The sequence below is a fragment of the Flavivirga jejuensis genome, assembly GCF_030540765.1.
Classification (GTDB): Bacteria; Bacteroidota; Bacteroidia; order Flavobacteriales; family Flavobacteriaceae; genus Flavivirga; species Flavivirga jejuensis.
The window spans coordinates 140460-156123 of the sequence record NZ_JAUOEL010000003.1 but is presented as its reverse complement, the minus strand read 5'-3'; the positions used below and the strand labels follow the sequence as shown (position 1 = coordinate 156123).

8 protein-coding genes are annotated in these 15664 nt (G+C 33.4%); 6 read left to right on the top strand and 2 right to left on the bottom strand.

The window, feature by feature from the left end; genetic code table 11:
• Positions 1–351 precede the first annotated feature (351 nt).
• Entirely contained in the window at positions 352–1635 is a 1284-nt protein-coding gene (locus tag Q4Q40_RS09400; protein WP_303301541.1) for a UDP-N-acetylmuramoyl-tripeptide--D-alanyl-D-alanine ligase, read from the bottom strand.
• Between the two features lie 93 nt (positions 1636–1728).
• Positions 1729–3420 (bottom strand): gliding motility lipoprotein GldJ, encoded by a 1692-nt coding sequence (gene gldJ, locus Q4Q40_RS09395; protein WP_303301540.1) that lies wholly within the window; start codon positions 3418–3420, stop codon positions 1729–1731.
• 264 nt (positions 3421–3684) lie between these two features.
• On the opposite strand from gldJ, the gene porU reads away from it, so the two are divergent.
• From porU to Q4Q40_RS09365, 6 genes are all read left to right on the top strand, one after another.
• Complete coding sequence (porU, locus tag Q4Q40_RS09390; protein ID WP_303301539.1) at positions 3685–7572, top strand: type IX secretion system sortase PorU; 3888 nt, start codon at positions 3685–3687, stop codon at positions 7570–7572.
• Positions 7573–7672: 100 nt separating this feature from the next.
• Entirely contained in the window at positions 7673–8881 is a 1209-nt protein-coding gene (gene porV / locus Q4Q40_RS09385) for a type IX secretion system outer membrane channel protein PorV (protein ID WP_303301538.1), read from the top strand.
• A gap of 218 nt (positions 8882–9099) precedes the next feature.
• On the top strand, positions 9100–9582 hold the full coding sequence (cdd, locus tag Q4Q40_RS09380) for a cytidine deaminase (protein ID WP_303301537.1): 483 nt from the start codon (positions 9100–9102) through the stop codon (positions 9580–9582).
• A 209-nt stretch (positions 9583–9791) separates the two neighbouring features.
• Complete coding sequence (gene pdhA / locus Q4Q40_RS09375) at positions 9792–10790, top strand: pyruvate dehydrogenase (acetyl-transferring) E1 component subunit alpha (RefSeq protein WP_303301536.1); 999 nt, start codon at positions 9792–9794, stop codon at positions 10788–10790.
• Between the two features lie 3 nt (positions 10791–10793).
• The gene (locus Q4Q40_RS09370; protein WP_303301535.1) at positions 10794–12425 is read left to right on the top strand and encodes a dihydrolipoamide acetyltransferase family protein; all 1632 of its coding nucleotides are present in this window, start codon (positions 10794–10796) and stop codon (positions 12423–12425) included.
• 186 nt (positions 12426–12611) lie between these two features.
• Entirely contained in the window at positions 12612–15392 is a 2781-nt protein-coding gene (locus Q4Q40_RS09365) for a BspA family leucine-rich repeat surface protein (RefSeq protein ID WP_303301534.1), read from the top strand.
• Positions 15393–15664: the final 272 nt, after the last annotated feature.

The following is a 15664-nucleotide window of genomic DNA, read 5'->3' as shown; positions in this document are numbered from 1 at the left end:
ATACCCCGAAGCTTGCTTCAGATTTTTTAAAAACATGTCCTATTGAATGCCTTGTATGCTTGCAGCTAGGTAGTTTACTCACTATGCAACATTTTTGTAATAATGAATTCAAGAATCTTGCGATTTCATGGGAATGATAGTTCCAACAGAAACCTCGAGGAAAGGAGTTACAGGGATTCTTTTCGATTAAGAAACTGTTTAAATTTTATCCTTTAGTTTATTTTGTCGTCTTAAGTCATTCATGAAATGAAATTTCTTTAAATAACGATGCTGTTCGCATTTATCTTACCTTGACAGAGAACGTAACCCACCCAAACTAATTCAATTCCAAAAACAAAACTGTAACAGTTTCTAAATAAAGTCCAAAATTCTTTCTAAAGCCATGCCTCTTGATCCTTTAATAAGTATGGCGTTATTTTCTGTTTTAGAACCATTAAACCAATCTTTAAAATCGTTAAAAGAATTAAATTGTTTTGACTTGTTTGATTTTGTTTTTGTTTTATAAAAATTTTCTCCAATAAATACTACTTGATCAATATTTAAGGAAGTTGCTAAATCAACAATATTTTGATGTTCTTTTTCAGCGTCTTTTCCAAGCTCGAACATATCTCCAATACATGCTGTTTTTTGTGTATTTGGCTGCTTTTCAAAATTTAATAAGGCAGCTCGCATACTTGTGGGGTTTGCATTGTAGGCATCTAAAATAATAGTATTAGTGCCTTTTTTTATAATTTGCGAACGGTTATTTGTTGGTGTATAATTTTCAATAGAGGCTTTTATGTCGTGATCTTTAACTTTAAAATAATTGCCTATAGCAATAGCTGCTGCAATATTATTAAAGTTATAATCACCAATAAGCTGACTTTCAATTTCTAAATTATTGTACTCCGATTTTACAAAAGGGAGCGCTTCAATAAAATCGATATTTATATCAAAATCACGATTATTTTTACCAAATACAAATCGGTTTGCATGTGTTGTTTTTTCGATTTGAATCATGTCATTACCATTCACAAAAATGGTCTTATTGTTATTAGTAAGGAAGTCGTACATTTCACTTTTTCCTTTAATAACACCTTCTATACTTCCAAAACCTTCTAAATGAGCTTTTCCGAAATTGGTTATATAGCCATAATCTGGTTTGGCTATGTTGCATAAGAATTCAATTTCTTTTTGATGATTTGCACCCATTTCTACAATCCCTATTTGGGTACTAGTTGTCATAGAAAGTAATGTTAATGGTACCCCAATATGGTTATTTAAATTGCCAACAGTTGCTGTAGTTTTATAGCTTTTAGATAATGTAGCATTTATTAATTCTTTGGTTGTTGTTTTGCCATTACTACCAGTAAGTGCAATTATAGGAATGTTTAATTGCGTTCTGTGATAAGCAGCTAATTCTTGCAATGTTTCAAGAACATTTTTAACTAAAATGGTTTTAGAAGATGTGTTAAATTGAACTTCATCTATAATAGCATATTTAGCACCATTTTTTAAAGCTTGTTCCGCATACGTGTTTCCATTAAAATTTTCGCCTTTAAGAGCGAAAAAGAGGTTGTTTTTTTTAATCTTTCTGGTATCGGTACATACCGAATCGCATTGTAAAAAAAGCGCGTGTAATTGTTCTATTTTCAACGATTAGAATTCTTTTAGGTTTGTAAAATTAAATGTATAAAAAAAAGTCCTGACATTTGTCAGGACTTTTAATAATATTAATAATAATAAAAATTAATTCTTTGTTTTGGTTTTAGTTTTTGATTTAGAACCAACACGCGACATAGCACATCTAAATCCGATGTAATCTGTTGCCATATCTTGCGGGAAATAACGTCTTTGAGCTGGATCTAACCAATACTCTCTATCTTTCCAAGATCCTCCTTTGTAAACTCTAACTTCATCATTAATTAGAGACGTTCTATTATTTCCTCTATCATATTCTCTAATTATATTTCCTAAAGAGTCTCTTGTAACCTTATGTTTAGGAGAGTTGTACATTTTTCTGGTTGTTTCCTCCTTTTTATCTCCATCTTCATCATCAGAGAAACTTTCATAATAACGAGAAGAACGCTTATCGCCATCTCTAAAGTTTATTTCATCACTCTTATCGAAATTAGTACGTAAATACGTTTCGTTTTCATCGATAGGAACTTGTGCTATCTCACCAGGTAAATTTCTAGCGATTACTTTTCCGTTTGGCAATGTATCATATACAATATCATCAGCAGTCACTATTTTTACAGTACCATCTTCATTTAAAGCATTTTTAGTATAAACATTACCACGGAAATAGTTAAAGTCGTTAAAATCACTATCTATAATAGGTCTGTAAACATCAGCAACCCATTCGGCAACATTACCAGCCATGTCGTATAAACCAAAATCGTTAGGATCGTAAGATTTAACAGCATTTGTAATATCTGCTCCATCATCAGACCAACCAGCAATACCACCATAATCACCTTTTCCTTGCTTAAAGTTAGCCAATTGATCACCACGAATTTTACGTTTGTCAGAACGTGTATACTGTCCGTCCCATGGGTATTTTTTACGTCCACGATATAGATTGAAATCTCTAATTTCACTTAATCCTAAAGCGGCATATTCCCACTCGGTTTCAGTTGGTAGTCTATATTTTGGTGAAATTATTCCAGTTTCACGAGTGGCATAAACATTAGTTTCGTTACCATCTGCATCAACTCGAACATTTCTTCTATTACGACCATCACCATTAATAATTTCTTCGTTACCACCGTATGTTAAGGTAGGAGCATTAATATAAGTATCTGTACTAAATGTCGATTCTGCATTAACATCAATAATTTTAGCATCACGTTTTAGATAACCAGCTCTTTCTAAGTTATACTCATTAACACGATCTGATCTCCAGTTAGCAAATTCAACAGCTTGAATCCAACTTACACCAACAACAGGATATTCTCCATAACCTGGATGACGCAAGTAATTCTCTGTCATTACTTCATTAAAACCTAATCGGTTTCTCCAAACGAGTGTATCTGGTAAAGCACCGTGATAAATATTTCTGAAATTTTCTTCAGATGGTGGGTAAACCCTTTTAATCCAATCTAAATACTCCATGTACATGGCATTGGTAACCTCAGTTTCATCCATGTAAAAAGATTGCACATGTTGCTGAGTAGGACTGTTATTCCAATCATGCATAACATCATCTTGAACACGTCCTTTAGTAAATGTCCCTCCTTCTATAAATACTAATCCAGGAGATGTTTCTTGTTCTTTAAAGTCAGTGTTGTACTGAAAACCTCCTTCTCTGGAGTTAATCTGCCACCCTGTAGCTCTAGAACTATTTTTTGAACTCGAAGATTTTTTACAACTAGTTGAAGCAAAGGTTAGTGCTACTACTAATAAAACCTTGAATGCTACTGCTTTTTTCATATCCATACTTTTAAGTAAGCTAAATAAAATTTTTGGTGCTGCAATATAAGAATTAAACCTAATAACGCAAGCTATTTTATACATTTTAACCAAAAAAAGGTGTATTTCACCCTATTTTTTTGACATTACAACGATGTTTTTGTCGTTTTTTATCATTGTTTTGTGTTGTATTAACGCGTGTTTTCCTAATTTATTATTGTATTTTTGATGCAGTTTAAAAAAATATTGCTTTTTTAATAATAAGAAGCCTTTAACTACGTTGTTTTAACGATGAAAGAGAAAATTTTATTTTTATTTTTTATTATTTGTTCTGTTGCATACGGGCAACAAAAAAAATATACCATTACTTGGGGAAGTTCTAAAACAATTTCAGGAGGAAGTTATACTATCGAATTACCTTCTTTTAATGATGAGAATTTTAGATATAGCTTTGAAGAAGGTTTATTATTTGTAGACCAGTGGGAAGCAAATCAATTAATAAACGAATCTTCTATAGTTGTTAGTAATGTTGTTTATGCCTCTATATCTAAAGCTAATTTAAAAGATTTAGATCTTGGTAATATTCCCGATAAACTGGAATTTAGTTTAAAAAACTCTAATGCAAGAGACAAACAATATGTGTCTTTTGAACTTTCTCCTATTATTAAGGATTCACAAAATAGTTATAAGAAGGTTGTTTCATTTAAGCTAGATTATAAAACTGGAACAACCGAGAGTAGAGTCTCTTCATTTAATAAAAGTTTTAAAACATCTAAAGTTATTAGTAATTCGGTATTAAGCTCAGGAGATTGGTACCGTTTCTATGTTGATGCTACAGGAGTTTTTAGATTATCAAAAAGTTTTTTGGAAGGTTTAGGAGTTAACGTAGATAATGTGGATCCTAGAAATATAAAATTATATGGTCATGGTGGACGTATGATTCCATATGCCAACGCTATAGCATACCCTTTTGATGTCCCAGAGAATGCCATAAAGTTTGTAGGTGAAGAAGATGGTGTTTTTAATAACGAAGATTATATTCTGTTTTATGCTCAAGGACCAAAGGAGTATCATGAAGAGAGCAATACTAATATAAACTGTTATGTGGATAAAACATATTATTATATAAATGTAAGCCCTGGTTTAGGAAAACGGATTCAACAATTTATAGAACCTAGCGGAGCTGTAGATTTAGTTATTGATACGTTTGAAGATTATAAATTTTATGAGATCGATGAGTATAATATTGCTTCGTTAGGAAGACGCTGGTTTGGTGATAGATTCGATGTAGATAATAATAAAATTTTTGAATTTGATTTTCCAGATTTAGTGACATCAGAGCCAATAGACCTAAGGGTTTATGTTGCGGCCGCAGGAAGTACTCGTAGCTCAATGAAGCTTACTGTAAACGGAACACCTATTTCAACAAATAGCATTGCTGCCTCATCAGATTCCAATTTAGCAAATGGCACTTCTTTTACAAATAGTATTAATGTGAGCAGTTCAACGATAGAAGTTGGACTTAATTTTGATAATGAAGGGAATCCAAGCACGCAGGGGTATTTAGATTATATATCAATAGAAGCAACATGTTTGCTGAACTTTTCAGACAAACAATTTCAATTTAAAAATAGCGAGGTTGCATTAGTATCGGGAATAGGGCAATATAATATTAGCAATACATCACGCGTTTCAGAAATTTGGGATGTAACCGATATATATAATGTTTCCAATTATTTAAATACAGACGAAGCTTCTAGTATTAGTTTTACATCTCCATTAGGGAGCTTAAAAACCTTTGTAGCTGTAACGCCATTAGATTATTACGAACCAAAAACAGATTCAAGAACAACCATTAATAACCAAGATATTAAAGGCACTATTTTTCAAAATAGTCAAGGTGTATTTCAGGATGTAGATTATATTATTGTTGCTCCAAATAATATGATTAGTCAAGCGGAACGCCTAGCTGAGATTAATAGAACTCAATATGATTTGAATGTGAAGGTTTTAGATTTAGATAATATCTACAATGAATTTAGTTCTGGTAATCAGGATATAGGAGCTATTAGAAATTTAATTAAGTATGTTTATGATAATGCAAGTACAGTAGAGAATAGAATAAAGTATGTGTGTTTATTTGGGGATAGCTCTTTTGATTATAAAGATAGAATACAAAACAATACTAATATAGTGCCTTCTTGGCATTCTTATAATAGTTTTAATCTTACGAGTTCTTTTATTTCAGATGATTTTTATGGCATGATGGATACTAATGAAGGAACCATGGATACAAACGATAAATTAGACATTGCTGTAGGTCGAATTTTAGCAGATACACCACAACGAGCTGAGGAGATGGTCGATAAAATAGCATCTTATTATGTAAAGGAGGCTTTGGGAAGTTGGCGAAATAATTTTGTAGTTATATCTGATGATCCTGATGAAGAAATACCGACAGATTTACAGGACACTACAGATCTAATTGGGAATAGAGTAACACAGGAAAAACCATTTATGAATGTTGTAAAAATACATTCTGATGCCTTTCAGCAAGAAACATCGGCAGGTGGAGATAGTTACCCAGAAGTCACTACTGAAATTGTAAATGCTATAGATAATGGTGCTTTGGTTGTAAATTATTTTGGTCATGGAGGAGAGAATGGTTTGGCCTTAGAACGTATTCTTTTAAAAACACATATTAATGATTTTCGTAATTCTTACAAGCTTAATTGTTTTGTGACCGTAACCTGTGAGTTTACTAAATTTGATAACCCACTTAGAGAAACGGCTGGTGAACTCACTTTTTGGAATAAAGAAGCTGGAGCCGTTGGATTAATTACAACTACAAGACAGGTGTATGTTAATTTTGGAGTTGATTTTAATAGGGAATTTGGGCAATATTTGTTTTCTTATAGTGATAAAGATACTTATGAAGATTACGAATATCCTTCAATTGCAGAAGCGCTAAGACTGACAAAAAATGACCCTTTAATTTCTAATAATTCTCAAAGACGTTTGGTTTTCTTTATAGGAGATCCAGCTATGAAATTAGCTTTTCCTAAGCCAGATATAAGATTAACAAAAATTAATGATGTCCCTATTGCTCAAGCCACAGATACATTAAAAGCATTAAGTTATGTGAAATTAGCAGGCGAAGTGGTTGATATTTCAGGAAATTTAATAACTAATTATAATGGAACGCTTTCAACAACTATTTATGATAAGACAATTAATAGGGAGACGCTTGCTAATGATGGTATTAAGAGTGGAGGGCAAATTGTGATATTAAATTTTGAAACCCTTGGAGAAATTATATTTAGAGGCCAAGCATCTGTAAAGAACGGTCAATTTGAGTTTGATTTTGTAGTTCCAAAAGATATTGGAATTCCTGTAGGGTTTGGAAAAGTAAGTTTTTATTCAAAAAATGAAGCCCTATCCCAAGATCAGGCTGGTGCAAGTATTAATACAGTTAGAATTGGAGGCGTAAATGAAAATGCAGAAGAAGATAATATAGGACCCGTTATTACACTTTACATGAATGATGAGAATTTTGTGTCTGGAGGCATAACTAACGAATCACCTACACTATTGGCTAAAATGGAAGATTCTAATGGGATTAATACAGCAAGTGGTATAGGGCATGATATCGTCGCGATAATTGATGGTGATGAAAAAAATCCAATAGTTCTTAACGATTATTACCAAACAGAAGTAGACAATTATAAAAAAGGCGTAGTGAGTTTTCCGTTTAGGGATTTAGAGCCAGGAATTCATACTTTAACTGTAAAGGCTTGGGACGTCTATAATAATTCTTCAACTTCTGAGATTCAATTTGTTGTATTTGATGAAGATCAAAATTTAGTTATAAATAATGTGCTTAATTATCCAAACCCCTTTGTGAATTATACAGAATTTTGGTTTAATCACAATAGTTCGGAGCCTTTAGACGTTTCTATACAGATATTCACTGTTTCTGGAAAATTAGTTAGAACCATTAATGGATTAACAACAGGGGGAGGAACAACGACAAGTTCTTTATCTAGAGACATTGTTTGGGATGGTAGGGACGATTTTGGAGATAAAATAGGAAAAGGAGTCTATATTTATAAATTAACAGCTCATTCTAGCTTGTTAAATAAAAAAGTAGAAAAAATTGAAAAATTAGTCATATTGTAATGATATTTAGCTGTTTATGTATGAATAGCTGAGTAAGTAGTAAAAAAACACCAATAAGTTTTTAAAATAAAAAATTATATTTACAAACTAAACTTAATACATGAAGAATAAACTACTAATAGTTTTGGCCATTGTTTTTGTGCTAAAGCTTGACGCTCAAGAGGTAACAATTTTGCCTGATCAAGACAAAAGAGTTATCACAACAGGATTACCATTTTTAATGATTGCATCTGATGCCCGTGCAGCAGCTATGGGAGATATGGGGGTTGCAACATCAGTTGATGCATTTTCACAACAATGGAATTCATCAAAATATGCGTTTTCAACAACAAAATCGAGTATTGGAGTAAGTTATACCCCATACCTAAGTAGATTAGTAAATGATATCTTTTTAGGAAATGTTACTTACACTAATAGATTAGATGATCGTAGTGCTTTTGCGGTAAGTTTAAGATATTTTTCATTAGGAGATATTGAGTTTGTGGATAATGGATTTGATGAGCCAAGAATACAAAGACCTAGTGAACTTGCTCTTGATGCATCTTATGCGTTACGCTTATCAGAACAGTTTGCTATGTCTGTAGCAATGCGCTATTTACGATCAGATTTAAGAATACAGGGTGTTGATGGAGATGCATCGGCTGCGAATACTTTTGGTGTGGATATTACAGGGTATTATCAGGGTGAGGAAGAAGCTTATGCCGATTTTAATGGAAGATGGCGTATGGGATTTGCCATTCAAAATATAGGTCCAAGATTTAAGTATGATGATGGCGGACTTGATAATTTTCAACCTACAAACCTGCGTTTAGGTGGTGGTTTCGATTTTATATTTGATAATTATAATAAAATTGCTGTTACAGCCGAAGTAACAAAACTACTGGTACCAACACCACCTGTTTATGGTTATGTAGATTTAGATGATGATGGAACTCGGGATACAGATGGTAGTGAACCACTCATTATAGCTGAAGGTAAAGATCCAGATGTAAGTTTTTTATCAGGTATATTCCAATCGTTTGGTGATGCACCAGATGGTTTTAGTGAAGAATTAAAAGAATTTACATGGGCGTTAGGCGCAGAATATTTATATCAAGATTCTTTTGCTTTTAGAGCAGGTTATTTTAACGAAAGTGAAGATAAAGGAGCTAGAAAATTTTTGGCATTAGGAGCAGGGTTTAAAGCGAACGTAGTAAATATTGACTTATCATACTTGTTTTCAGCATCAAAAGTACAGAGTCCTTTAGAGAATACATTACGTTTCTCATTAACCTTCAATATAGGTGAAGACACATACAAAGAGTATTAAGTAATATTATATTAAGATATATTAAAAACTATTGTTCGTTGAGCAATAGTTTTTTGTTTATGATATTTTGTAAATTGAACTAATCCCGATTTTTAGAGAGATCATGATTTAATCTAAAAATTATCGGCTCCCTAGGTTGGGGCTGCCTGCCAGTAAAAGCAGGGATCGTTAGTTTTAAGAATTTTTTTATTACTAATTATTATTTATACATTTTACATATGAAGGAAATAAAAATAGAAACGACATTATATATCTATAAAGAAATAAAGGCACTTCCAAAAGACGTTATTGCACTCATGCAAAATGCTATCGAAGCTCGTAAGAATGCCTATGCCCCTTATTCAAATTTTAATGTAGGAGCAGCGCTCTTGTTGGATAATGGTGAAATAATTACAGGTAACAATCAAGAAAACGCCTCGTACCCATCTGGGTTATGTGCAGAACGTACAGCCATTTATTATGCGGGCTCGCAGTATCCAAAGGCAAAAATAATCCGAATGGCTATTTCGGCAGGCTCAAAAAATAATAAAACTACAAAGCCTATTCCGCCTTGCGGTGCTTGCAGGCAAGCTATAGCGGAGTATGAAGTAAAACAGGATACCCCTATAGAAATCTATTTTATGGGAGAAACAGGAAAAATTGCTAAATCCAATTCTCTTGCAAATTTATTACCTTTAGTTTTTGATAAGTCAGTACTTTAATGTTTTGGCAGGATTAGAATAAAAGGATACAAAAGCCATCAAAAATTTTAAATACAATAGTATTTATTATAAAAAATTATTAAATAAGCAATCTTGACTGTAATGCACTTTTTTTTTAATATTTTTTTTACTTTAATCAACTAAGGTTTTTGCAATAACGAGCAATGTATTACTTTTGTATTTCGCTTAATTAAAACTAATATTAGTCGATGCAAAAAATCACTAAAGGAACATACCTGAAATGGTATGAGGATATGCTGTTTTGGAGAAAGTTTGAAGATAAACTAGCAGCTGTATATATACAACAAAAAGTAAGAGGATTTCTTCATTTGTATAATGGTCAGGAAGCTGTTTTAGCAGGTGCTTTGCATGCTATGGATTTGACTAAGGACAAAATGATTACGGCTTATAGAAATCACGTACAACCTATAGGTATGGGAGTAGACCCTAAACGTGTTATGGCAGAATTATATGGAAAAGCTACAGGTACCTCTAAAGGTATGGGAGGTTCGATGCATATATTTTCTAAAGAACATCGTTTTTATGGAGGTCACGGTATTGTTGGAGGACAAATTCCTTTAGGTGCTGGTATTGCTTTTGGTGATAAATATCATGATAGTGATGCCGTAACGCTTTGTTGTTTTGGTGATGGTGCTGCCCGCCAAGGGTCGTTACACGAAACATTTAACTTGGCAATGCTTTGGAATCTTCCAGTAGTGTTTGTTTGCGAAAATAATGGTTATGCTATGGGTACTTCGGTAGAACGTACGGCAAATCATGAAGATGTATGGAAATTAGGTTTAGGTTATGAAATGCCATGTAGTCCAGTTGATGGGATGAACCCTGTAAAAGTTGCAGAAGCATTTGATGAAGCTATACAACGCGCTAGAAAAGGAGGCGGGCCAACATTTTTAGAATTAAAAACATACCGATATAGAGGGCATTCTATGAGTGATGCTCAGCATTATAGAACTAAAGATGAGGTAGCGGAGTACAAGAAAATAGATCCAATAACTCAAGTTAAAGATGTTATTCTAGAAAAGAAATATGCATCTGCAGACGATTTAAAAGTGATTGATAAACGTGTAAAAGATAAAGTAACAGCATGTGAAAAATTTGCTGAAGAATCTCCATTCCCAGAAGTACAACAGCTTTACGATATGGTTTACGAACAAGAAGATTACCCATTTATTCAACATAAATTATAAGCTATGGCTATAGTAGTAAATATGCCGCGTTTAAGCGATACCATGGAAGAAGGAACCGTTGCGGTTTGGTTAAAAAAAGTAGGAGATACCGTTGAAGAAGGTGATATACTTGCTGAAATAGAAACCGATAAAGCAACTATGGAGTTTGAGTCTTTTAACGAAGGGACTTTACTTCATATAGGTGTTCAAGAAGGAGAAACAACTAAAGTAGATACTTTATTAGCTATTATAGGAGACGAAGGAGAAGATATTACAAGTTTACTAAGTGGTGGTGGTAATACTGCTTCTGCGGAAGCAAAAGAAGAAGCTACTCCAGTTGAAACCAATAATGAGCCTGCTCCAATTGAAGCATCTGCAGATGTTGTTGCACTGCCAGAAGGCGTTATTGTTGTAACCATGCCACGTTTGAGTGATACTATGGAAGAAGGAACCGTAGCAACATGGCTTAAAAAAGTAGGTGATGCCGTTGAAGAAGGAGATATTTTAGCTGAGATTGAAACAGATAAAGCGACTATGGAGTTTGAGTCGTTTCAAGCTGGAACATTATTATATATTGGATTACAAGAAGGAGAATCCGCAAAAGTAGATGACTTATTAGCTATTATCGGTCCTGCAGGAACAGATGTTTCAGGTGTTGCTAGTAACTTTAAAGTCGTTTTAGATTCAGTAAAAACGGAAGAAGCTCCTAAAAAAGAAGCTCCAAAAGCAACGGCTAAGAAAGAAGAGGTTAAACAAGAAGTTGCAAAACAAAATAAACCAGTTGCCGCTGTGTCAGCAAATGGCGGACGATTATTTGCATCGCCATTAGCTAAAAAGATAGCAGAAGAAAAAGGAATTAACTTGTCACAAGTTCAAGGTTCTGGAGAAAACGGACGTATTATAAAGCAAGACGTCGAGAATTTCGTGCCAGCTCAATCGGGTGCATCTGTTGGGAAATTTGTTCCAACAGGACAAGAAGATTTTGATGAGGTTACGAATTCGCAAATGCGTAAGGCTATTGCCAAAGCATTAACAAATTCAAAATTTACTGCACCACATTACTATTTAAATGTGGAGTTTGATATGGAAAATGCGATTGCATTCCGTAAGCAATTTAACTCTATTCCAGATACAAAAATATCATATAACGATATGATTGTTAAAGCTTGTGCTTTAGCATTAAAGGAACATCCACAAGTAAATTCGCAATGGTTCGCAGATAAAATGCGTTTAAATAACCATGTACATGTTGGTGTAGCAGTAGCAGTTCCAGATGGACTTGTAGTTCCTGTGGTTAAGTTTGCTAACGAACAATCGTTGCCACAAATAGGAGCGGCAGTTAAAGATCTTGCAGGAAAAGCTAGAAACAAAAAATTAACACCAGCCGAAATGGAAGGTAGTACGTTTACAGTTTCCAATTTGGGAATGTTTGGTATAGAAAGTTTTACATCTATTATCAACCAACCAAACTCTGCCATTCTTTCTGTAGGTAATATTATTGAAAAACCAGTAGTTAAAGAAGGTAAGATTGTAGTTGGTAACACGATGAAATTGTCATTAGCCTGTGATCATAGAACGGTTGACGGTGCTACTGGAGCTCAATTTTTGCAAACATTAAAAGGGTATATTGAAAATCCAGTGACGATGTTAGTTTAATTAGTTTTAGCTGTCTTTGCTGAAACTTACTTCAGTATTTCAGAATCTCTAATACATATTTAAAACCTGTTTCATTTGTTTGAAACAGGTTTTTGTTTAATTAGTAGGTGTTTATTGATCTATATCAATGGTCAGGTTAGATTGTTAGGGTAATTTTGGGGTTGTTAATCCTAAAAATCTATCACAATGATTAAAAAAATACCGCTTTTGGTACTTCTCTTAAGTTTATGCACAACATTACAAGCACAATTTATCACAACCTGGGAAACAACAACAGCAAATGAGTCTATCACCATACCAACTATAGGTACTGGTTATAATTACACCGTAGATTGGGGAGACGGTGATACAAGTATTAACCAAATGGGTGATGCAACACATGCTTATGCTACAGCAGGTACTTATGCAGTAACAATTACGGGCGATTTTCCTAGAATTTATTTCAATAATACTGGCGATAGATTAAAAATTAAAAGTATAAAGCAATGGGGAAATCAGAAGTGGGACTCTATGCTGGCAGCTTTTCGTGGTTGCGCATACTTAGAAGGAGAAGCAACAGATACTCCAGATTTATCTAACGTTGAAAATATGAGTAGAATGTTTGATGGTGCATCAATATTTAACCAAAATATTGGAGACTGGGATGTATCAAATGTTAAATATATGATAGAAATATTTCATAGAACAGTTGCATTTAATCAAGATATTGGAGACTGGGATGTGTCAAATGTTGAAAATATGTCTGATATGTTTCATAGTGCAGTTGCATTTAATCAAGATATTGGAGAATGGAATGTTTCTAAAGTTACAGAAATGTCCGATATGTTTAATTTCGCTATTTTATTTAATCAAAATCTTGGGAGCTGGAATGTAAGTAATGTCACTACTATGCATGAAATGTTTTATTTGTCTAAACTTTCTACAGAGAACTATGAAGCTTTATTAAAAGGTTGGAGTAGCCTCTCTTTACAATCTAATTTAAGTTTTGAAGGAGGGTATAGTACCTATTGTAGTGAAGAGGCGGAAAACGCCAGACAAAAACTTATAGATAATTTTAATTGGAGTATAGATGATCGAGGTAAATATTGTCCGTTTATAACAACCTGGGAAACTACCACAGCAAATGAGTCCATTACTATACCAACTGAGGGAACGGGTTATAATTATACTGTAAATTGGGGAGACGAAACAACAGATGTAGATTTAAAAGGTAATGCAACACATACTTATGCATTAGCTGGCACTTATACTGTAACTATTTCTGAAGATTTTCCTAGAATTCATTTTAATAATTCTGGTGATAAATTAAAAATACAAACTATCGAGAATTGGGGTACTCAAACTTGGGAGTCTATGGAAAATGCCTTTTATGGTTGCGAGAATTTACAAATAAATGCCACAGATCCTCCAGATTTATCATATTATAATATTAGCCTAAGTAACATGTTTCGAGGGGTATCTAATTTTAATCAGGATATCGGAAATTGGGACGTTTCGCATGTTAAAAGTATGGAGGGTATGTTCGATGGAGCAACTCATTTTAATCAGGATATCGGAAATTGGGACGTTTCAAGTGTTACCAGTATGAAGAATATGTTTCGCGGCGCATCAAGTTTTGATGGAAATATAGGGAATTGGAATTCTAAAGTTGATAATGTTGAAGATATGGAAGGTATGTTTGATGGTGCAACCCATTTTAATCAAGGTATAAAGGATTGGGACGTATCAATGGTTACTAATATGACACATATGTTTCGAGGAGCATCAAGCTTTAACAGAAATTTGTTGAATTGGTCTAATGGTGTTCGTAACGTTAAGTATATGGAAGGGATGTTTGATGGCGCTACAGCTTACAATCAGAGTATGAAAGATTGGAATGTTAGTGGTGTTACTAATATGAAGCATATGTTTCGTGGCGCATCAAAATTTAATGGGAGTTTAGAAAACTGGTACAGTTCCGTTAGGAATGTTGAAAATATGGAGGGGATGTTTGATGGTGCAGAAGATTTTAATCGAGATTTGATAAGTTGGAATGTTAGTAGTGTTACTAATATGAAGCATATGTTTCGTGGCGCATCAAAATTTAATGGGAGTTTAGAAAACTGGTACAGTTCCGTTAGGAATGTTGAAAATATGGAGGGGATGTTTGATGGTGCGGAAGATTTTAATCAAGATTTGGAAGGTTGGTATGTTATTAAGGTTACTAATATGAAGCACATGTTTCGTGGTGCATCAAATTTTAATGGAAGTTTGGATAACTGGTACAGTTCCGTTAGGAATGTTGAAAATATGGAGGGGATGTTTGATGGAGCGGAAGATTTTAATCAAGATTTGGAAGGTTGGTATGTTATTAAGGTTACTAATATGAAGCACATGTTTCGTGGTGCATCAAATTTTAATGGAAGTTTGGATAACTGGTACAGTTTTGTTTATAGAGTTGAAAATATGGAAGGAATGTTTGATAATGCAACAAGTTTTAGTCAAGATATAGGAGGCTGGAATATTTCGAATGTTACAACCATGAAGAACATGTTTCAAGGGGTTACGCTTTCTACTGAACATTATGAAGCTCTTTTAAAAGGATGGAGTAGTAGGGGGTTATTGCAAAGTGGTGTATACTTTAACGGAGGTAATAGTGTGTATTGTAATACTGAAACGGAAAGGCAAAAGCTAATTGATGCAGGTTGGACTATAACAGATGGAGGAAAAGATTGTGGTTTAAGCACACCAGATATAGTAGCAGAAACATTAAGATTATATCCTATTCCAACAGCGGGAAGTATAACAATAGATATAGAGGGTACTATAGAACAGTTGGCAATTTATAACTTGCAAGGAGCAGAAATATGGTCGGAAAAAAAGGAGGATAGTAAAAAGATTGATTTATCAGACTTATCAAGTGGGACTTATGTATTAAAAGTGCAAACTGATAAGGGCACAGTAGTCCGTAAGATCGTTAAAAAGTAATCATGCACTTTAATATTTATAAAACACTGCTCTTAAATATCAATATATAAGAGCAGTAATCAGCTATTATATAATAACGTCAGTTCTTCGATATATTAAATATTGATAATGAGTAATTTTTGTATATAAATAATGAAATTGTGCCATCCTATGTTTGTAAAATGTTGGAGTCATTCAGAACATTCCGATAATTTTCAGGGTTGAAGAATCTTATAAATTTTAATGCTTTATTTTTAAGATTCTTCGTTTCGCTCTAACACTAATCTTTTACA

Excerpts from the sequence above, each read along its gene's own strand:
- gldJ (WP_303301540.1), bottom strand. The coding sequence starts at position 3,420 with ATGGATATGAAAAAAGCAGTAGCATTCAAGGTTTTATTAGTAGTAGCA.
- porU (WP_303301539.1), top strand. The coding sequence starts at position 3,685 with ATGAAAGAGAAAATTTTATTTTTATTTTTTATTATTTGTTCTGTTGCA.
- porV (WP_303301538.1), top strand. The coding sequence starts at position 7,673 with ATGAAGAATAAACTACTAATAGTTTTGGCCATTGTTTTTGTGCTAAAG.
- cdd (WP_303301537.1), top strand. The coding sequence starts at position 9,100 with ATGAAGGAAATAAAAATAGAAACGACATTATATATCTATAAAGAAATA.
- pdhA (WP_303301536.1), top strand. The coding sequence starts at position 9,792 with ATGCAAAAAATCACTAAAGGAACATACCTGAAATGGTATGAGGATATG.
- Q4Q40_RS09370 (WP_303301535.1), top strand. The coding sequence starts at position 10,794 with ATGGCTATAGTAGTAAATATGCCGCGTTTAAGCGATACCATGGAAGAA.
- Q4Q40_RS09365 (WP_303301534.1), top strand. The coding sequence starts at position 12,612 with ATGATTAAAAAAATACCGCTTTTGGTACTTCTCTTAAGTTTATGCACA.